This window comes from Brasilonema angustatum (assembly GCF_059505445.1).
In genome coordinates this window covers 22,659-41,513 of sequence record NZ_JCACKO010000049.1, presented here as the reverse complement: position 1 = coordinate 41,513, position 18,855 = coordinate 22,659, and the positions used below count along the sequence as shown (strand labels likewise).

The 18,855-nt window shown below is 41.9% G+C and carries 17 protein-coding genes and 1 pseudogene; 14 read left to right on the top strand and 4 right to left on the bottom strand.

All coding sequences use genetic code 11. The features are described 5' to 3' along the window. The 3 genes and pseudogenes from AC5JM2_RS11285 to AC5JM2_RS11275 form a co-directional block, all read left to right on the top strand. Positions 1-210, top strand: a pseudogene (locus AC5JM2_RS11285) (hypothetical protein); the annotation flags it as partial. 84 nt (positions 211-294) lie between these two features. Further along, positions 295-741, top strand: a complete 447-nt coding sequence (locus tag AC5JM2_RS11280) for a YidH family protein (RefSeq protein WP_495834967.1) — start codon at positions 295-297, stop codon at positions 739-741. Between the two features lie 138 nt (positions 742-879). Beyond that, complete coding sequence (locus AC5JM2_RS11275; protein ID WP_495834966.1) at positions 880-1,461, top strand: thioredoxin family protein; 582 nt, start codon at positions 880-882, stop codon at positions 1,459-1,461. 132 nt (positions 1,462-1,593) lie between these two features. On the opposite strand, the gene AC5JM2_RS11270 is transcribed toward AC5JM2_RS11275, so the two are convergent. Then, positions 1,594-2,109: a hypothetical protein gene (locus AC5JM2_RS11270; RefSeq protein WP_495834970.1), complete on the bottom strand. Its 516-nt coding sequence runs from the start codon at positions 2,107-2,109 to the stop codon at positions 1,594-1,596. A gap of 126 nt (positions 2,110-2,235) precedes the next feature. Between AC5JM2_RS11270 and aroA the strand changes: the two genes are divergently transcribed. The 4 genes from aroA to AC5JM2_RS11250 all read left to right on the top strand — a co-directional run bounded on the left by aroA (position 2,236) and on the right by AC5JM2_RS11250 (position 9,588). After that, positions 2,236-3,588, top strand: a complete 1,353-nt coding sequence (gene aroA / locus AC5JM2_RS11265) for a 3-phosphoshikimate 1-carboxyvinyltransferase (RefSeq protein WP_495834965.1) — start codon at positions 2,236-2,238, stop codon at positions 3,586-3,588. 353 nt (positions 3,589-3,941) lie between these two features. Beyond that, complete coding sequence (locus tag AC5JM2_RS11260; RefSeq protein ID WP_495834964.1) at positions 3,942-5,741, top strand: ABC transporter substrate-binding protein; 1,800 nt, start codon at positions 3,942-3,944, stop codon at positions 5,739-5,741. Between the two features lie 3 nt (positions 5,742-5,744). Then, positions 5,745-7,535, top strand: a complete 1,791-nt coding sequence (locus AC5JM2_RS11255; protein WP_495834963.1) for an ABC transporter substrate-binding protein — start codon at positions 5,745-5,747, stop codon at positions 7,533-7,535. A gap of 238 nt (positions 7,536-7,773) precedes the next feature. Beyond that, positions 7,774-9,588, top strand: coding sequence for an ABC transporter substrate-binding protein (locus AC5JM2_RS11250; protein ID WP_495834962.1), 1,815 nt, complete (start codon positions 7,774-7,776; stop codon positions 9,586-9,588). Between the two features lie 92 nt (positions 9,589-9,680). On the opposite strand, the gene AC5JM2_RS11245 is transcribed toward AC5JM2_RS11250, so the two are convergent. After that, the gene (locus tag AC5JM2_RS11245; protein ID WP_495834969.1) at positions 9,681-9,914 is read right to left on the bottom strand and encodes a UPF0175 family protein; all 234 of its coding nucleotides are present in this window, start codon (positions 9,912-9,914) and stop codon (positions 9,681-9,683) included. Positions 9,915-10,152: 238 nt separating this feature from the next. Here AC5JM2_RS11245 and larB point away from each other — a divergent pair, with 238 nt between their 5' ends. From larB to argH, 4 genes are all read left to right on the top strand, one after another. Continuing rightward, positions 10,153-10,926: a nickel pincer cofactor biosynthesis protein LarB gene (larB, locus tag AC5JM2_RS11240; RefSeq protein WP_495834968.1), complete on the top strand. Its 774-nt coding sequence runs from the start codon at positions 10,153-10,155 to the stop codon at positions 10,924-10,926. Between the two features lie 76 nt (positions 10,927-11,002). Continuing rightward, positions 11,003-11,287 carry a type II toxin-antitoxin system TacA family antitoxin gene (locus tag AC5JM2_RS11235; RefSeq protein ID WP_495834961.1) on the top strand — a complete coding sequence of 95 codons (285 nt, stop codon included), beginning with the start codon at positions 11,003-11,005 and terminating at the stop codon, positions 11,285-11,287. After that, positions 11,277-11,798 carry a GNAT family N-acetyltransferase gene (locus tag AC5JM2_RS11230; protein WP_495834960.1) on the top strand — a complete coding sequence of 174 codons (522 nt, stop codon included), beginning with the start codon at positions 11,277-11,279 and terminating at the stop codon, positions 11,796-11,798. Before AC5JM2_RS11235 ends, AC5JM2_RS11230 begins: the two co-directional genes overlap by 11 nt. A gap of 21 nt (positions 11,799-11,819) precedes the next feature. Next, positions 11,820-13,208, top strand: coding sequence for an argininosuccinate lyase (gene argH, locus AC5JM2_RS11225; RefSeq protein WP_495834959.1), 1,389 nt, complete (start codon positions 11,820-11,822; stop codon positions 13,206-13,208). A 74-nt stretch (positions 13,209-13,282) separates the two neighbouring features. Here the strand turns inward: argH and AC5JM2_RS11220 are convergent, their stop codons facing one another. Then, a complete protein-coding gene (locus AC5JM2_RS11220; RefSeq protein WP_169265640.1) occupies positions 13,283-13,450 on the bottom strand; it encodes an Asl3888 family RNA-binding protein in 168 nt (55 codons plus the stop codon). Between the two features lie 522 nt (positions 13,451-13,972). On the opposite strand from AC5JM2_RS11220, the gene AC5JM2_RS11215 reads away from it, so the two are divergent. Beyond that, complete coding sequence (locus AC5JM2_RS11215; protein WP_169262935.1) at positions 13,973-14,467, top strand: NUDIX hydrolase; 495 nt, start codon at positions 13,973-13,975, stop codon at positions 14,465-14,467. A gap of 800 nt (positions 14,468-15,267) precedes the next feature. Beyond that, positions 15,268-16,113, top strand: a complete 846-nt coding sequence (locus tag AC5JM2_RS11210; RefSeq protein ID WP_495834958.1) for an alpha/beta fold hydrolase — start codon at positions 15,268-15,270, stop codon at positions 16,111-16,113. On the opposite strand, the gene AC5JM2_RS11205 is transcribed toward AC5JM2_RS11210, so the two are convergent. Further along, entirely contained in the window at positions 16,107-16,952 is an 846-nt protein-coding gene (locus AC5JM2_RS11205; protein ID WP_495834957.1) for a pantothenate kinase, read from the bottom strand. The genes AC5JM2_RS11210 and AC5JM2_RS11205 overlap by 7 nt on opposite strands. A gap of 168 nt (positions 16,953-17,120) precedes the next feature. Between AC5JM2_RS11205 and AC5JM2_RS11200 the strand changes: the two genes are divergently transcribed. Then, complete coding sequence (locus AC5JM2_RS11200; protein ID WP_495834956.1) at positions 17,121-18,845, top strand: diflavin flavoprotein; 1,725 nt, start codon at positions 17,121-17,123, stop codon at positions 18,843-18,845. Positions 18,846-18,855: the final 10 nt, after the last annotated feature.

Genomic DNA, 18,855 nt, shown 5'->3' with positions numbered 1-18,855 from the left:
TTCTTTCATTTATTGTGGGCGTGTAATCGCGCCCTTTGGGCGCTCACATCTTGCAGCAGTTGCGTTATTGCAATTTTTGTAAGGTGGGCACTGCCTAGAGTTCGCTCAAAACCTTATTTTTACGTTGTGGGCAGTGCCCACCCTACGGTGATTGATAATGGTGCAAGATCTCAGATTCTACCAACAGCTGTGTTTTCTCTACCTCTGTAAAAGCTACCCGTCAGAGGGAGTATTTATGAGGACATAATACGGTAGTGTTCTGTTGTGGGTGAAACAGGAAAAAACTGGTAGATTATGAGCAAAATGCCCAAAATTGATCGTCAAAGGGAGCATCAAGCAAACGAGCGGACATTTTTAGCTTGGCTACGCACTTCCATATCACTAATTGGCTTTGGTTTTGCTATTGCTAGATTTGGTCTATTTATACGCCAGCTTAATTTCTCTCTGACTCAACAGCAACACGAACCAGCACCACATCCTTTTTTCACCTCAGAAAATTTGGGTATTTGTTTGGTAATATTTGGTATTCTTACTTTACTTTTAGCAGTGTGGCGATATAACCAAGTTTTTTCCCAAATTGAAGAAGGGAACTATCAACCTAGTAAGTTTACTGTTTGGGTAATGGCTGGAGTAGTCATTATTTTTGGAATTCTCAGTATTCCTTTGCTCCTTTTGCGAAGTAATGCGCCTCGTTCCCCATATAGGCTTCAAAATCAACCACAGTCACGTCATTTCCGTTAACTTGAAAAAATGTTTCTTAAATCAAAATATATTAACAATACACAGAAACTATCATCTGTGAAAAGGTTTTATTAATTACAAACAATTGGTATATTGAAATCGATATGATTCAGTCTTGCGGAAAAATATATTAGGATTATGGCTTTAACTGCTTCAACAATGTTACCCCTAGGTACTAAAGCGCCAGATTTTCATCTATCGGATGTGGTACATCAAGAAACGATTTCGCTTTCGACTTTTGCTGATAAACAAGCTTTACTTGTGATGTTTATTTGTCAGCATTGCCCGTTTGTAAGGCACGTGAAGGTCGAATTGGCGCAGTTGGGAAAAGATTACGTTCATAATGGTTTAGGAATTGTTGCCATCAGCAGCAATGATGTCAACAATTATCGAGATGATGATCCAGAATTTTTAAGGGCAATGGCGATAGAACTTGATTTTAAATTTCCTTTTTGTTACGACGAAAGCCAAAAAACTGCAAAAGCTTACACAGCAGCTTGCACACCAGATTTCTTTCTCTTTGATGACAGGCGTCAACTTGTTTATCGAGGACAATTAGATGATAGTCGCCCTGGTAATGGCAAACCTGTAACAGGTAGAGATCTACGCGCAGCTATTGACGCGGTATTGTCAGGTCAACGAGTTACAGCCAACCAAATACCCAGTATTGGTTGTAATATTAAGTGGAAACCTGGAAATGAACCTAGTTATTTTGGTTAAAGAACACTTACAGCCTCACACAGAACAGTGAACAGTAATAACTGATAACTGATAATTGATAATTGATAACTGATAAAAATCCTCCTTAACAAAGGAGAAATAATTGCAAAGGAGGATTTTTATTATTTACCTTTACTGTTTTATTTCTAAACTAAGGACGTAAGATCCTAGTTGAATTTTTCCTGCCCACAATTCGTACTCCACTCGTAGATGCTTTGGTAAGGGGTGTCCGTCGAGTGTTAGGCTGCGGGTGAAATTTCGTAAACGAATGGGTTCGCTAGGTTGTAATGATTCAACAGGTAACCAATAGCGAGTAATGCCGTAAACTCCCTGTTCCCAAAAGTGACGATAACTTAACTGACCATTTCCTTGCATAGTCATAGTCACTCTGTAAGGGGAAATCTCCAGCCATAGTACTCGCGGACCACTAGGGACTTGAGTGCTACTTTGTTCTTGGCAAAGTGTGTTGTCTGTCAGCAGAGAGTCGTCTACGTTTTGAGAGTCTTTTACAGGTGGTGCTGACAAAAGTAGGTGGAATCTGTCGCGATCTTTTTGGTAGAGTGTCGCGGCAGTTTCCACAACAGACCAAACTGGTAGATCTGTGGAAATAAGTGATAGGTACACGGGCTTGCGATGGTGAGTAAGCATGGCAGCGATAAGGGCAGAAAGCCAATCAATGAGATGAGTTACAAGAAGAAATTGATAAAGATTAGTAGAGCAGGAGGAGCAAAGAAAGCGATACGATACTAGCGCAGTCAACGCCAGTTTATCTTAATGTCAGCTTCTGTTATAACCGTAGAAAAGAGGGAGAACGCTTCTCAAAACTTAATTATTGAGCCTGCTGCTTCTCTATCTCTACAAGGTCGCATCCGTGTTCCAGGTGATAAATCTATCTCCCATAGAGCTTTGATGCTGGGCGCAATAGCCGAAGGCGAAACCCAGATTTCCGGTCTACTTTTGGGAGAAGATCCCCGTAGCACAGCTAGCTGTTTCCAAGCTATGGGGGCAGAAATTTCGGAGTTGAATACGGAATTGGTGCGGGTTAAAGGCATCGGTTTAGGAAACTTACAAGAACCAGTTGATGTCTTAGATGCTGGTAACTCTGGAACAACGATACGCCTGATGCTAGGACTTTTGGCATCTCATGCTGGGCGCTTTTTTACCGTGACAGGTGATAGTTCCTTGCGATCGCGTCCCATGTCCCGTGTTATCAAACCATTACAAGAAATGGGATCTCAAATTTGGGGACGAAAAGGTAATACACTTGCACCCTTAGCAGTTCAAGGAAAGTCCCTCAAACCTATTCACTACAATTCCCCCATCGCCTCTGCCCAAGTAAAATCTTGCATTCTCCTTGCAGGTTTGACGACAGAGGGAAAAACGATTGTCACAGAACCATCACTTTCACGCGATCACAGCGAACGCATGCTACGGGCATTTGGGGCAAATTTAGTTACAGACCACCAAACGAACAGTGTGACAATCACTGGGCCTACTCAACTTTACGGGCAAACAGTGATTGTTCCAGGCGATATAAGTTCCGCAGCTTTTTGGTTAGTCGCTGGGGCAATTGTACCAGATTCTGAACTGGTTATTGAAAATGTTGGAGTAAATCCAACCCGCACAGGCATTTTAGAAGCCTTGGCGATGATGGGGGCAGATATCCAACAAGAAAATCAGCGGGAGGTGGCTGGGGAACCAGTCGCTGATTTACGAGTGCGTTCCAGTCGTTTGAAAAGTTGCACTATCTCTGGTGATATTATCCCTAGGTTGATTGATGAAATACCAATTTTGGCAGTGGCGGCGGTTTTTGCTGAAGGAACAACAATCATTCAAGACGCTGCTGAGTTAAGGGTCAAAGAGAGCGATCGCATTGCTGTCACAGCACAGCAACTCAACAAAATGGGGGCAAAGGTAACAGAATTACCTGATGGTATGGAAATTACTGGCGGAACCTTTCTATCGGGTGCTGAGGTTGATAGTCATACAGATCACCGGATTGCGATGAGTTTGGCGATCGCATCTCTCAAAGCTTCTGGTCAAACGATTATCCAGCGTGCAGAAGCAGCAGCGGTATCTTACCCAGAATTTTTTTCCACACTGCAACAAGTTTGTGGCGATAGCTAAACAAAGTCTGTTGTGGCTTGCTTTTTTACGTAAAAGCCTGCATAAGCAGGCTTTATTGGCGTAAATAACTGCAACAGCAGCATTAAAATATTCTTCAATTTAGATACAATATCAGTTTTCGGACTGTATTTGAAATACAACTTTATGTTTTATCTTATCTTGCGTCAATTGTTGGTGGTAGTATTGCTTGCATTGTTTAGCGCTCCGGGCTGTCGTACCTTGTAATCCAGCAAATTTTAGAATCCAAGCAGCAGTATCCGAATATCGATTTTAGACGGCTTGCTCTGGAATCTTCACGAACTAAAAGTCCTAGAAAGGACTACTAAATTAAGTAACAGTAGTCATTAAGATTTATGAAGTTTAGTATTTTTAAACAACTTTTCCAACGTAGTTGGATTGTCGCTTTACTGGGTCTTTTGGTAGTAGTAGCCCTCAATGGCTGCAATCCTAGTCAGTTTAAAACCCAAGCCGCACAAGTTCCACAGCTGGTTATCGCTACTGGGAGTAATCCTCAAACCTTTAACGCGGCTCTCAACCAAACGACTCCCAATATCTTTAATTTTACCTATGAGCCTTTAGCTGCTTTAAACGGAGTCACGAAAAAGATTGAGCCTGCTTTAGCCCAGTCTTGGGAAATTTCCGAGGATAAGCTGCGATATGTCTTTACCTTACGTGAGGGATTGAAGTGGTCGGATGGCAAGCCATTAACAGCTGATGATGTTGTTTTCTCGTTCAACGACATCTATATGAACAAGCGCATTCCCACCTACTCTCAGGATAATCTCCGCATTGGTATCAGTAAGGCTTTTCCCAAAGTCCGCAAACTCGACAACCGTCGAGTAGAATTTGTCATGCCAGAACCCTATGTACCCTTTCTGGCATTAGTTGCAGCAGAACTAGCAATTTTACCAGAACACGCCTTACGCCAAGCAGTAGAAACCAATCGAGCCGACGGTAGACCAGTGTTTTTCTCCACTTGGGGAATAGACACAGACCCCAAGAAAATAATTGTGAATGGACCTTATACTCTTGAGACCTACGCACCCAGTCAACGATTGGTATTTCGGCGTAACCCATACTACTGGCGTAAGGATGCACAAGGTAATCAGCAGCCATATATTGAGCGTGTTGTCTGGCAAATCGTAGAAAATGGCGACACTAGTTTAATGCAGTTTCGTTCTGGAGGCTTAGATATACTCGAAGTTGGTCCTGGAACCTTCCAATTGCTCAAGCGTGAAGAAAAACGGGGTAACTTTAGCATCCAAAATGCAGGACCTGACACTGGCACAAGTTTCATTGCTTTTAACCTTAACAAAGGTCGTCGCAACGGCAAACCTCTTGTCGATCCGATTAAGTCCCGTTGGTTTAACAACGTTGCTTTTAGACAAGCTGTTGCTTACGCTATTGATCGTCGAACCATAATTAACAACCAACTGCGGGGATTGGGTGAAACCCAAGATTCACCAGTTTTTGCTCCCAGTCCATACTACTTGTCTCCCAAACAAGGTCTCAAAGCTTATGAGTACAATCCTGAAAAAGCTAAGCAACTTTTACTAGGAGCAGGATTTAAATACGATAGCAAAGGTCAGTTACTGGATAGCGATGGTCATCAAGTGCGCTACACAATGTTAGCGCCTGCTAGTAATAGACCCTCAGTCCCACCTATGATCAAGCAGAATTTGAGCAAGATAGGTATTACAGTTGATTTACAATATGTTGACTTCAGTGTCCAGGGAGACAAAATTTCTAACACCCTTGACTGGGAGAGTTATTTAGGAGGGATGAGTGGCAGTATTGAGCCACATGATGGTTACAACGTTTGGACTGTAGAAGGTAGCTTCCACGTTTTCAATCAGAAACCCCAAAAAGGACAACCCCCTATAGAAGGTTGGGAAGCTTCCGATTGGGAAAAGAAGATTGAAGACCTCTTCATTGCAGGAGCAAGAGAATTTGATGAAGCGAAGCGTAAAGCTATTTATAATGAAACACAACGTTTGGCACAAGAATATGTACCTTTTGTTCACTTGGTTAATACGCTGGCTTTAGTTGCGGTACGCAATACTATTCAAGGCGTAAAATACTCTGCCGTTTTGACCTCTCCTAGAGGATACGCTTGGAATATATACGAGTTGAAAGAAGTAGACAAAAAGTAGTATATGAATTCCGGCATTTTTAAACAACTTTTCCAACGTGCTTGGATTTTCGCCTCATTAGGTCTATTCGTAGTACTAGCCCTCAATGGCTGCAATCCCAGTCAGTTTAAAAGCCAAGCGGCTCAAGTACCGCAATTGGTACGCAGCATGCTCAGTGATCCGCAAACCTTTAACTTCCCACTCAATCAAGATGCATCAACAGCAACCCTTCTTGGATTAACTTTTGAGGGGCTAATCACCCAAAATTCAATCACTGGTAAAATCGAGCCAGCCCTAGCCGAATCTTGGCAAATTTCTGATGACAAACTACGGATTGTTTTTACCCTGCGTGAGGGTTTGAAATGGTCTGATGGTCAGCCACTCACAGTAGATGATGTGGTCTTTACCTATAACGATATTTACCTCAATGAAGCGATTCCCACGGATGTCAGAGACACCTTGAGGATAGGTGAAAGTGGTAAGCTACCTACTGTGCGAAAAGTAGATGAACGTCGCGTTGAGTTTAGCGTACCGGAACCCTTTAGACCTTTCCTGCCGAATACAGGTTATCCAATTTTGCCTGCCCATGCGTTGCAAGAATCAGTAAAAGCGAAAAATGCAGAGGGAAAACCGACTTTTTTATCAAAGTGGCGCATTGATACTCCTCCAGACCAAATTATTGTCAATGGTCCTTATAAGCTAGAGCGTTATGAAACCAGTCAACGTGTGGTGCTTCGACGCAACCCCTACTATTGGCGTAAGGATGATAAAGGTAATGCCCAGCCTTATATTGAACGCATGATTTGGCAAATTGTGGAATCGACAGATACTTCCTTGGTGCAATTTCGTTCTGGAGGATTGGATTCTGTAGGAGTGTCGCCAGAATTCTTTTCTTTGCTAAAGCGGCAAGAAAAACAAGGTAAATTCACAATTTACAATGGTGGCCCAGCCGCTGGTACTAATTTTGTTTGGTTCAATCTAAATAAAGGTAAAAGGAACGGCAAGCCGTTGGTCAATCCAGTAAAGTCGCGTTGGTTCAATACTGTAGAATTTCGGCAGGCTATAGCTTATGCAATTGATCGCCAAACGATGATTAACAATACTTTTCGTGGTTTGGGAGAAGTGCAAAATTCTCCAATTTCCGTGCAAAGTCCCTATTACCTTTCGGCGAAAGAAGGGCTGAAAGTTTATAACTACAATCCAAAAAAGGCGAAGGAACTGCTACTGAAAGCAGGATTTAAGTATACCGACAGAGGTCAGCTACTTGATTCTGAAGGGAACCGCGTCCGCTTCACTTTGGTCACCAATGCAGGAAATAAAATCCGTGAGGCACTCGGATCGCAAATTAAACAAGACTTAAGCAAAATCGGTATTCAAGTTGATTTTACCCCATTGGCATGGAGTGCTTTCACCGACAAAACTTCTAACACCTTGGACTGGGAAGCTGCTCTGATGGGACTCACTGGCGGGCTAGAACCAAATGATGGTGCCAATATTTGGGCACCTAAAGGCGGATTACATATGTTTAATCAGAAACCCCAACCAGGACAAAAGCCCATTCAAGGTTGGGAGGTGGCTCCTTGGGAAGCAGAAATTGGGAAGCTTTATATCCAAGCTACACAAGAGTTTGACGAAGCTAAAGTGAAAGCGATTTATGCCAAAACTCAACAGATTTCCCAGGAATATCTACCATTTATTTACCTGGTTAATGTCTATTCATTGGCGGCGGTGCGCGATCGCTTCCAAGGTATCAAATACTCTGCTCTTGGCGGGCCATTCTGGAACATTCATGAAATCAAAGTTACAGAAAACTAGTTGTGTATAGGTTGGGCTAAATTCAGGCTGCAAAATATAAAAGCAACCAATTTTTGTTTACCGCTGAAGGACTAACAACCCAGCGGAAGCTTTATAAGGTGTATGATTGCCAGAAGATTATATAGGACTCCTATTTGATTTTTGAAAAAAACTCAGTATACCTGTATTGCTTTTTCCCTGTTAAGCGCCCTGACGAGCTGTTCACCAAATCAAACCGGATTCCTATAGTATCTGTTTCATGATGTTTGTCTTTTTTCCATTTCGGCGTCGCTGGCTTTCAATTTTTCTGATATTAACTCTCTGGCTGACTTGTCAGCTCATTTTCACCAGCTGCAACCCAGCCAATTTTAAAACTCAGGCGGCGCAAGCATCCCAATGGGTTACTACAACTTTAGGTGATCCAAAAACCTTTAACTACGCCTTCAATCAAGAGTATCCTCACGTTTTTTTGTTTACCGCTGAAGGACTAACAACCCTTAACGGTATGACGGGCAAAATTGAGCCAGCCTTAGCTGAATCTTGGAAAATTTCTGATGATAAAAAACTGATTACTTTTACTCTGCGCGAGAATTTAAAATGGTCTGATGGCGAACCACTGACTGCTGATGATGTCATCTTCACCTATCAAGATATTATTTTTAATCCCAAAATTCCTACTGATTGGAAAGATGGACTTAAAATCGGTTCCAGTGCGGCTTTCCCCAAAATAAGAAAAATAGATAATCGTCGAGTTGAATTTACATTTCCTGAACCGTTTTCACCTTTTCTCTATACAACAAGTGGATCATCAACAAATTCAGTTGGGATCTTGCCAAAACATGCCTTAGAAGCATCTCTTCAATCTCAAGATGCCAAGGGAAATCCTCTATTTCTCTCGACTTGGGGAACAGGTACTGAACCTGCCAAAATTATTGTTAATGGTCCTTATAAAATAGAACGTTACGTTCCTAGTCAACGTGTCGTGTTTAGGCGTAATTCTCACTACTGGCGTAAAGATAGCCAAGGTAATCAATTGCCTTATACCGAGCGAATTATTTGGCAAATTATTGAATCTTCCGATACGATGATTCTACAATTTCGTTCTGGTGGATTAGATACAGTTGCGGTGACTCCGGAAAACTTTTCTTTGTTGAAGCGAGAAGAAAAAAGAGGAAAGTTTACGATTTACAATGGTGGTCCAGAATTTACTACCAATTTTATTTCCTTCAATTTAAATAAAGGTCGGCGAAACGGACAGCCTCTTATTAACCCTATAAAATCTCGTTGGTTTAATACATTGGGATTTCGGCAAGCAATTGCTCATACTATTGACCGAAAAGCAATGCTGATCAACGTATATCGAGGAATTGGGACAATACATAATTCGCCCATTGACCCTCAAAGCCCCTTTTATACTCCTCCAAATAAAGATGTAAAAATTTATGATGACAATCCAGAAAAAGCGAAAGAATTACTCTTAAATGCCGGTTTCAAATATAATACCAGAAACCAATTGTTAGATGCTGACGGGAATCGTGTACGCTTCACTCTGTTAACTAATGTTGAAAATAAAACCCGTGTGACAATGGGGGCACAAATAAAGCAAGACTTAAGTAAAATTGGTATTCAAGTTGATTTTAACCCAATGACTTTTAATACCCTCACAGACAAACTTTCTAATACCTTCGATTGGGAATCTTACGTTGGAAGCTTTATTGGAGGAGCAGAACCACATGATGGAGCAAATGTCTGGACACCTGATGGTGGCTTGCACGTCTTCAACCAAAAACCACTACCAGGACGAGAACCGCTGATTGGAAGGGAAGTTCCGGAATGGGAAGCGGAAATTGGTCGTCTTTATATAAAAGCAGCGCAGGAGTTTGACCAAAACAAGCGTAAGGAGATTTACGCCGAAACGCAACGTATCTCGCAAGAATATCTACCTTTCATTTACTTGGTCAATCCTTTATCATTAGCAGCAGTGCGCGATCGCCTACAAAATGTCAAATTCTCTGCTCTCGGTTCTCAAAGAGGAGCGTTATGGAATAAATATGAAATTAAAGTTGCAGAATAAGTCTCAGTTATTCACAGCATAAGTAAGTCGGCGTAAAAATTTCAAGGTATGTCCGCAGCGATTCGTAATAGGCGATGTATCGCTAACAACAATCACAGCAACCCCATCGATTGCAGTGTTCTGACATCCGACTGGAAATCCTGCACATCATAGTTGATAGAGAGTCCGCGCTTAGCAAGTTCATGTTGAAATTCAATCACTGTCAGTCCAGTCCAAGCACGGGCTTTGCCACTACTAATTTTTTCCTGCTTGTAGAGCATGATAGCAATCTCCAACTTTAATTCATCCTCGGTCATTTTTGTTGCCCGGAGAATGTAATCAGGTATTAAGACGCTGATAAAAATTTGTTTTGGAGTTATATTTTCTATAATTTTAGGGTATGTAAAACAGCAAAACAGGACAATTGCGATTTAACGTAAGCGTTAAGCTGTTTCCTGATATAACAGAAATTTTTGTTGACTTGAAACTACTGTATATATTAAATACCAACATTTGCATTTTACAAACTCCTATAACCATTAACAAGCAAATAACAACTAACAAATGACAAAGGACAAAGGACAAATGACAGATGATAAATCTTTGCGATCGCTCTTAGAATCCGTTGCCAATGGTAACGTAACTCCAGATACAGCACTAGAAAAACTCAGACACTTAGCCTATGAACCTGTAGGCGATTTTGCCAAAGTTGACCATCATCGCGCCTTAAGAACAGGATTTCCTGAAGTGATTTGGGGACTAGGCAAAACTCCTGATCAAATTGCTCAAATTATGGAAGTCATGCGCCAGCGTAACTCAGTGGTGATGGCGACGCGCATAGAACCAGATGTTTTCGCCACACTGGAAACAAAAGTTCAAGGTTTGCGCTACTACAACTTGGCGCGAATTTGTGCAATTACTCCTCCTACCATTGAACCACAGTATCCTGGCACAATTGGGATTCTTTCTGCTGGCACTGCTGATTTAGCTGTTGCAGAAGAAGCTGCTGTCACTGCAGAACTTTCTGGTTTCCATGTACAGCGTCTTTGGGATGTGGGAGTTGCAGGAATTCATCGTTTACTAAATAACCGCCATGTTATTGAATCAGCGTCAGTCTTGATTGTTGTAGCGGGGATGGAAGGCGCTTTACCTAGCGTAGTTGCAGGTTTGGCAGATTGTCCTGTTGTCGCTGTTCCCACTAGCATTGGTTACGGCGCAAGTTTTGGAGGTTTAGCGCCACTGTTGACAATGCTCAACTCTTGTGCAGCAGGTGTGGGTGTAGTGAATATTGATAATGGTTTTGGTGCAGCAGTCTTGGCGGGGCAAATTGTGCGTACAGCTTATAAATTAAGGAAGTAGGACGTTTTGTGTGTACATTGTCCGCCACTATTACTTATACTGTAAATAAAGACTAAGCTGAAGCTAGGAATTAGTCATGTCAGAACTATCATCTGCAAAAGATTGTCGCATCGATTTACGAGTCACCCAAGAACAAAAAGAACTATTAGAACGTGCTGCAAGTCTCAAAGGAATTTCTTTGAGTGCTTATACACTGTTTCATGTTTTGCCCGCCGCTAAACAAGATATAGATACTAATGAAAGGCTAGTGCTGTCTAATCGTGACAGAGATTTGTTTATGTCAGTAATAGAAAATCCGCCAGAACTCAAAGGAAAACTCAAATCTGCTATCCACAAATATAGAAAGAAGTATGACAAGTGATAGGGAGGCGAGATGGACTTTTGTACCAATTGAAAAAAAACATCAGAGAGATTCTTTTGATTGCGGTTATCCGATTTTGAATGATTATCTCAAAAAATATGCGCGGCAAAATCATAATAAGGGAGTTGCCAAAACATTTGTGGCAATTCCGGCATCGGAAAGTTTGAAAATTGATGGATATTATACTGTCAGCGCCAGTGTCATTGAGTACGAGTCTTTACCGGAATCTTATCAACGTGGAATGCCTGCCTATCCAATTCCAGCGATACTAATTGGGAGATTAGCTGTAGATCATCCAGTGAAAGGACAAGGTTTGGGAGGGGAATTGTTAACCGATGCTCTCTACCGTGGTGTTCGTGCTTCTCAAGAAATTGGGGTATATGCTGTGAGAGTCGATGCTATTGATTTTCAGGCAAGGGAATTTTATCTCAAGTATGAGTTTATTCCTTTTCAAGATCAAGAACTCTCACTATTTCTACCGATGGCAACCATAATTGGAGAGTTTAGTTAACTTCACAATTTTCCCACACTCATGACAAAACAACAAACTTGGAGTCAACGGTTTGAATCGGCACTACATCCTGCGATCGCTCTGTTTAATGCAAGTATTAATTTTGACATTGAATTAATTGAGTATGACCTCACTGGCTCTCAAGCTCATGCCAAAATGCTAGCTCACACCGGTATCATTTCTCAGGAAGAAGGAGAGCAACTCGTTACAGGTTTAGAGCAAATTCGTCAGGAATATCGCCAAGACAAATTTCACCCAGGTATCGAAGCAGAAGACGTACATTTTGCTGTTGAGCGGCGTCTTGTGGAAATTGTTGGCGACTTAGGTAAAAAGTTACACACTGCTCGCTCCCGCAATGACCAAGTAGGTACTGATACTAGACTCTATCTCCGCGACCAAATTCAACAAATCCGCAACCAATTGCGAGAATTTCAACAAGTATTACTTGATATCGCTGAAAAAAACGTTGAAACGCTGATTCCTGGTTATACTCACCTGCAACGTGCCCAACCTTTGAGTTTAGCTCATCATTTGCTGGCATATTTTCATATGGCGCAACGTGACTGGGAACGTTTAGGAGATGTTTCTCATCGAGTTAATATTTCACCATTGGGGTGCGGTGCTTTGGCAGGAACGACTTTCCCTATAGACCGCCACTATACAGCAAAACTTTTGGATTTTGAGGGAGTTTATGCAAATAGTCTTGATGGAGTGAGCGATCGCGATTTTGCGATCGAATTTCTCTGTGCTGCTAGTCTGATTATGGTTCACCTCAGTCGTCTATCAGAAGAAGTCATTCTTTGGGCATCAGAGGAATTTAGCTTTGTGACTCTTAACGATAGCTGCGCGACAGGTTCCAGCATTATGCCCCAAAAAAAGAACCCCGACGTACCGGAATTGGTGCGCGGGAAAACTGGACGTGTATTTGGTCATCTTCAGGCAATGTTGGTCATGATGAAGGGGCTACCCTTGGCTTACAACAAAGACCTGCAAGAGGACAAAGAAGGTTTATTTGATAGTGTCGTCACACTCAAAGCTTGTTTAGAAGCAATGACAGTTTTACTTCGAGAAGGTTTAGAATTTCGTACTCAGCGCTTGGCAGAAGCTGTCGCAGAAGACTTTTCTAATGCTACTGATGTAGCAGACTATCTTGCTGCACGGGGTGTTCCTTTCCGAGAAGCATACAATCTTGTGGGAAAAGTCGTCAAAACCAGTATTGCTGCCGGAAAACTCCTCAAAGATTTGAGCTTGGAGGAGTGGCAACAACTTCATCCAGTATTTGCAGAAGACATTTACCAGGCAATTTTACCCCAGCAAGTGGTTGCAGCTCGTAATAGCTACGGTGGCACAGGCTTTGCACAAGTCAAAGGCGCACTCCTTAGCGCCCGCGCCCAAATGACTGCTAAATAACCTACAAAGGCGTACATAATGTACGCCCTCACACCTTAAAAAGCGATCAGGCAAAATAAATTCTCACAGAGAACTTATTCAGCAGCAGCAATTGATGCTGCGCCCTCATCCTCTTCATTCTTCGGCGGTCTTTGTTGGAACCTTCTTTGGAAACGTCCCGTTGTAGTCCGTTTACGAAACTTTCGGGCATACGCCTGGTTCCGTAGCGCCTTTTCTTTCTTGGGATTACGGCGCTTAGCCATGTTCACCTCATTAATAAACAACAAAAAAGCTACTTCTAGGCTGATTGTAGGCAATAACAGGTATTGGTATTACTTATATAAATTTAGCCTAGTTTTGCAACTTAATAATTTTAGACGGTACGCTAGTGTAGCATATTATAAGTTAAAAGACAAACTAATAATATGTAAAATCATAGCGATGCTTACACTTGGTAAAGCACACTATAGAATCCTTGTATTGCAAAACTCTTGGTTTATTCAGGCAAGGAATAGAAGAAATCAAAATTATGAGAATTACTTGTCATTAGAGCAAGTATAGTGTTTTTGCTAGAAGTTAAAAATTTGCTGGAGTCAGAAATCTATGTATTCAGACGTACAGGACTCTGAGTTTAAGTAAATGCTAGAATCTACATTAATTCTACGTTAATCGTTAGAATGAAATCCCAAACCACAAACATTGTTGTATCGTACGCAACTCAACATTTCAGTTGAAAAAATGTGAATGGTGGGGAAACTCTACACTACAAGCCAAAGATTTTAAAATTGAACATTCTTGCTTTTTTTGCAGTGGCTGTTCAGTCCACACGTAACTTATGGCGCATTGGGCAAACCGTACTGGGTATTATCTTCCGTCATCCCATTACTGGTACGAGCATAATCCCTATTTTACCGGATGGTCGAATTGTGCTGATCCGGCGGCGCGACAACGGTTTATGGGCATTACCTGGAGGTATAGTGGACTGGGGAGAGGATGTTCCTAATGCTATCCGACGAGAGTTGATGGAAGAAACAGGACTAGAACTGCTATCAATTCGACGTTTAGTTGGTGTCTACTCCGCACCAGATCGTGATCCTAGAATTCATTCAATTTGTATTGTAGCTGAAGCAATAGTCCAAGGAAAAATGGAAATTCAAGATACTTTGGAAGTCATGGAAATCCAGGCTTTTCCACTGGATTCGTTACCTCCGGGACAGATGTCTCATGATCATAGTCGCCAGTTGCAAGACTATTTAGATGGCTTGACAACGTTAGCGTAATCATAAGTAGCTCAACTTAATTAAACGTAAAATGTCATTACCTAAGCGCAAAGCGCACGAATCGAGCGTTAGCGCAAGCCCACGCCCACAAGGCTAACGTGCAGCGGGTAAGGGCTGGAAACTATCACCAAATAGTTAGACATTCCTTTACATCGGTAGATTAGCACATGAACTAATGAGAAAACACGGACATCACCAGACTTTCACACCCCTGCTCCCTGTTAAGCGTTAAGCGTTAAGCGTTAAGCGTTCCTTGCTATATGTCCTAATAGAGTTGGCGACAGCTATAATCGCCAAAACTCTATTTTACATTTTTCAATGTTGATGTACCTACTTTCATGATGATTCCATACGCTTCAGTTAAGACAGCCCCACAGGGAGCGATTGCAACTCGTTATGAATGACACAAACACCTTCCTCACTTCTTCGCTCCCTCAAGAGTGTTTTTTGAGACTAATAATTAAGTAGAAAAAATGTAAGTGAAACTTGATCTACATTGGTTTGGTGTTTTTTGCTTTAACCGAACCGTATTGAGCTATAGTTAAGAGTTAGTAGTTCGCTGAAAATAAAATGAATTTATAGTAACAATCTAGTACAGCTTTGGCAATTCAAAATCATCGGAGTTCAGAGCGCTGGAAGCAGGGGCTCTTACTTATCTTAAAATTCAAAAATATAGCTGATCTCGCAAGCTTTTAGCTAAGTTTGAATTTTCACTTTATTTCCGCAGTCTTGTATTAGCAATAACTGTCAATATCAAATCAAAATATATTTAATATAACGCTTACATTAAATTCTTAAATATGCATTCTATATTCCGTAACTCCCGGATAAAGACTTCTCAAGGAATGCTTTTCTGGCGTGAAATTGGAGAAGGAACTCCGATTATTTTTTTACATGGTACTTGGAAAGATAGCAGCCAGTGGATATCCGCTATGGAGATGCTAGCACAAGATTTCCATTGCTTCGCGCCAGATTTACTGGGATTTGGCGAGTCAGATTTTCCGAATGTCCATTATTCCATTGATTTACAAGTGGAGTGTTTAGCACAACTCCTACACACTTTAAAACGGGCTTTAAAGCAACAAAGGGTATACTTAGTTGGAGATTCCCTTGGAGGTTGGATTGCAGCTAGTTATGCTTTGAAGTATCCAGAACAAATTAACGGTTTGGTGTTACTAGCGCCAGAGGGTGTAGAAATACAAGGGCAAAAAAAGCGTTGGGAAAATATGCAGCGGATAGTAAACCGTCCACCACTGGTGTTTCAATTGTTGCGACTATTTCGTCCGATCATGAAAATCTTTGGTTTGGATCAACAAATTGAACAGGATTGGCAGTTTAATCAGGTGATGCTGCAATATCCCACAGCTTGTGAGCTTCTCTTCCAACGTCAGCATCTAGAAATTCAAGCAGAATTGCTACACGACGAATTATCCTTTATAACAGTCCCGGTTTTAATTTTACAAGGTGAAAAAGACAACAAAGAAGCTATAGCCATGAGTCAGTTATACGCTCAATATATCCCTCATGCAAAGTTGAAAATAGTCGCTAACGCAGAGGATAATTTACCAGAGTCTTGTAGCTCAGATGTGGCTGGGGATATTCGCAATTTTATTAATAGTAAAAATAATGCTGAAATTTACTACTGATAATTCTTAAGTGTTTTTTGCATTCCCCAAAAAATCAAATTCGCTTCAACATTCAAACTATCTACAATTTCCGGAAACTGCGATGCTCCTTTAGGAGCCTTCAGCGGCGATCGCATATAATTTACTAGCAAAGTGCGATCGCCCCCAGTCATCACAACATTCCCTTGCGGAAAATCCCGCCACCAAGCCTCTATAAAATCTTTGATCCCAGCAACTAGAGTGTAAATAACCCCGCTTTGTATTGCTTCTGGCGTATTTAGAGCATATCTGTGAGGAAGTTGCTGGGGTAACTCCACTGTTGGTAATTGTCCTGTTTTTCCAGCAAGAGTAGCAAGCTGCAAGCCGAGTCCTGGAAGAATTGCGCCTCCAACCAAATGTTGGTTAGCATCTGCACCAGTGAAGGTTAGTGCTGTCCCCGCATCAATCACCAGTATAGGAAAACCCCAATTCTGCCCAGCACCCAATAAAGCTAACGCACGATCAATTCCGAGTGTGGGATAAATTCCCTTTATAGGAACTTGGTCTAAGGTAAGGATACGAACATTAGGATAACTTTGCCATAGTGCGGTTTGACTGGGAACAACCGACGCTAGGATTACAGGAGGAGGGGAGGAACAGAGGGAGTGAGGACTTTTTTTCCCAGTTGCTTCATCGTTTGGGAAAATCTCTAGTAATAAATCCTTCAACGTTTGAGATTGAGACAGTCGCTGGATAACATCTGCTGGAAGATAGTCTGTGTCCCAAGCATAAATAAGCGTATCGCCTGTAAAGTACGCCCAATGCAGTCGGGAATTTCCAATCATCAAAGCTAGCCACAAAGAGCTATTAGCTAGTGACATCCTCGTTTGCTAAGCCAACGTTTGGGCTTGTAAGCAACAACATACTAACACTATTTGATACTTTTATTTTTTTTAACCTAGGGATAAAAATTTTAAACAAAATTTACAAAATAAACATGTCACAATAGGGACAGAGTAATAAATACTCAATTGCTAAGGAGACTAGTTATGGTAGCGCTCACCGAAAAAACCAAAAAAAAGCTAACCATTCAAATTGACGAGATTGCCTCCGAGACGACAGCAATTCGGTCTTTGGATTGGGATCGCGATCGCTTTGATATCGAGTTCGGTCTGCAAAACGGTACTACCTACAATTCATTTCTGATACGCGCTGAGAAAATAGCGCTGGTTGACACCTCCCACGAAAAGTTTCGTCAGCTGTACTTAGATACCCTTAAAGATCTTGTTGATCCAGCAGATATTCAATATCTTATTATCAGCCACACTGAGCCAGACCACAGCGGTTTAGTCAAAGATGTTTTGCAACTTGCGCCGGATATAACAGTTGTCGGTTCTAAAGTTGCTATCCAATTTCTGGAGAATATGGTGCATCGTCCGTTTGAGCGGAAAATTGTCAAGAATGGCGATCGCCTGGATTTAGGCAACGGACACGAACTAGAATTTGTCACCGCACCAAATTTACATTGGCCCGATACCATCTTTAGCTTTGACCACAAAACCCAAACTTTGTTTACCTGCGATGCGTTTGGGATGCACTATTGCTCAGATAGCACCTTTGACGAAGACTTAAAAGCTATAGAAGCAGACTATCAATATTACTACGAATGTCTGATGGCTCCCAATGCCCGTTCAGTTCTGTCTGCTCTCAAGCGGATGGATGAACTGGAAAAAATCAGCATAATAGCCACAGGTCATGGACCTCTATTATCCCATAACGTTGACGAACTCACCAAGCGTTATCGCACTTGGAGCAAAACACAAGCGAAGGCAGAAACTACCATAGGAGTCTTTTACGTTTCAGATTACGGCTATGGAACTCGCCTAGCTCAAGCAATTGCCACCGGTATCACCAAAACTGGCGTCGCTACAGAAATGGTAGACTTGCGTGCAGGCATTGACTTACAAGAATTGCGGGAACTTGTAGGTCGTTGTAATGGTATTGTTGTTGGAATGCCTCCAGCTTCTGGTGCAGCCAATATCCAAGCTGCCATCAGCACTATTTTAGGCTCAGTTCATGAAAAACAAGGAGTGGGCATTTTTGAATCAGGCGGTGGTGATGACGAACCAATTGACCCGTTGCTGAGTAAATTCCGGAATTCGGGCTTAATACCAGCGTTTCCAGGAATTCGGATCAAACAAACACCCACAGAAAACACTTACAAGCAGTGTGAAGAATCCGGAACAGACATAGCACAGTGGGTGACACGCGATCGCTCGGTCAAGCAGATGAAATCCTTAGGTGCTGACGTTGATAAAGCACTAGGTAGAATCAGTGGTGGGTTGTATATTATCACCGCCAAAAAAGGTGATGTATCCAGCGCCATGTTAGCCTCTTGGGTTTCTCAAGCCAGCTTCAAACCTATAGGAATATCCATCGCTGTTGCTAAAGATAGGGCAATTGAATCACTCATGCAAGTGGGCGATAAATTTGTCTTAAACGTCTTAGAAGAAGGTAACTATCAAAAATTGATGAAGCACTTCCTCAAACGTTTCGCCCCAGGTGCTGATCGTTTTGAAGGAGTCAAAACCCAGGCAGCTGAAAACGGTGCACCCATCCTTGGAGACGCCCTAGCATATATGGAGTGCGAAGTTATGAGTCGGATGGATGGCGGCGATCACTGGCTTGTGTACAGCACCGTATACGCAGGACGAGTAAGTAAGCCAGAAGCGCTAACAGCAGCCCACCACCGTAAAGTCGGAAATCATTATTAACAACACTAAT

What these genes read in the sequence shown, in the direction of transcription:
- AC5JM2_RS11280 (WP_495834967.1), top strand. Translation starts at nt 295, where the DNA reads ATGAGCAAAATGCCCAAAATTGATCGTCAAAGGGAGCATCAAGCAAAC.
- AC5JM2_RS11275 (WP_495834966.1), top strand. Translation starts at nt 880, where the DNA reads ATGGCTTTAACTGCTTCAACAATGTTACCCCTAGGTACTAAAGCGCCA.
- AC5JM2_RS11270 (WP_495834970.1), bottom strand. Translation starts at nt 2,109, where the DNA reads ATGCTTACTCACCATCGCAAGCCCGTGTACCTATCACTTATTTCCACA.
- aroA (WP_495834965.1), top strand. Translation starts at nt 2,236, where the DNA reads ATGTCAGCTTCTGTTATAACCGTAGAAAAGAGGGAGAACGCTTCTCAA.
- AC5JM2_RS11260 (WP_495834964.1), top strand. Translation starts at nt 3,942, where the DNA reads ATGAAGTTTAGTATTTTTAAACAACTTTTCCAACGTAGTTGGATTGTC.
- AC5JM2_RS11255 (WP_495834963.1), top strand. Translation starts at nt 5,745, where the DNA reads ATGAATTCCGGCATTTTTAAACAACTTTTCCAACGTGCTTGGATTTTC.
- AC5JM2_RS11250 (WP_495834962.1), top strand. Translation starts at nt 7,774, where the DNA reads ATGATGTTTGTCTTTTTTCCATTTCGGCGTCGCTGGCTTTCAATTTTT.
- larB (WP_495834968.1), top strand. Translation starts at nt 10,153, where the DNA reads ATGACAGATGATAAATCTTTGCGATCGCTCTTAGAATCCGTTGCCAAT.
- AC5JM2_RS11235 (WP_495834961.1), top strand. Translation starts at nt 11,003, where the DNA reads ATGTCAGAACTATCATCTGCAAAAGATTGTCGCATCGATTTACGAGTC.
- AC5JM2_RS11230 (WP_495834960.1), top strand. Translation starts at nt 11,277, where the DNA reads ATGACAAGTGATAGGGAGGCGAGATGGACTTTTGTACCAATTGAAAAA.
- argH (WP_495834959.1), top strand. Translation starts at nt 11,820, where the DNA reads ATGACAAAACAACAAACTTGGAGTCAACGGTTTGAATCGGCACTACAT.
- AC5JM2_RS11220 (WP_169265640.1), bottom strand. Translation starts at nt 13,450, where the DNA reads ATGGCTAAGCGCCGTAATCCCAAGAAAGAAAAGGCGCTACGGAACCAG.
- AC5JM2_RS11210 (WP_495834958.1), top strand. Translation starts at nt 15,268, where the DNA reads ATGCATTCTATATTCCGTAACTCCCGGATAAAGACTTCTCAAGGAATG.
- AC5JM2_RS11205 (WP_495834957.1), bottom strand. Translation starts at nt 16,952, where the DNA reads ATGTCACTAGCTAATAGCTCTTTGTGGCTAGCTTTGATGATTGGAAAT.
- AC5JM2_RS11200 (WP_495834956.1), top strand. Translation starts at nt 17,121, where the DNA reads ATGGTAGCGCTCACCGAAAAAACCAAAAAAAAGCTAACCATTCAAATT.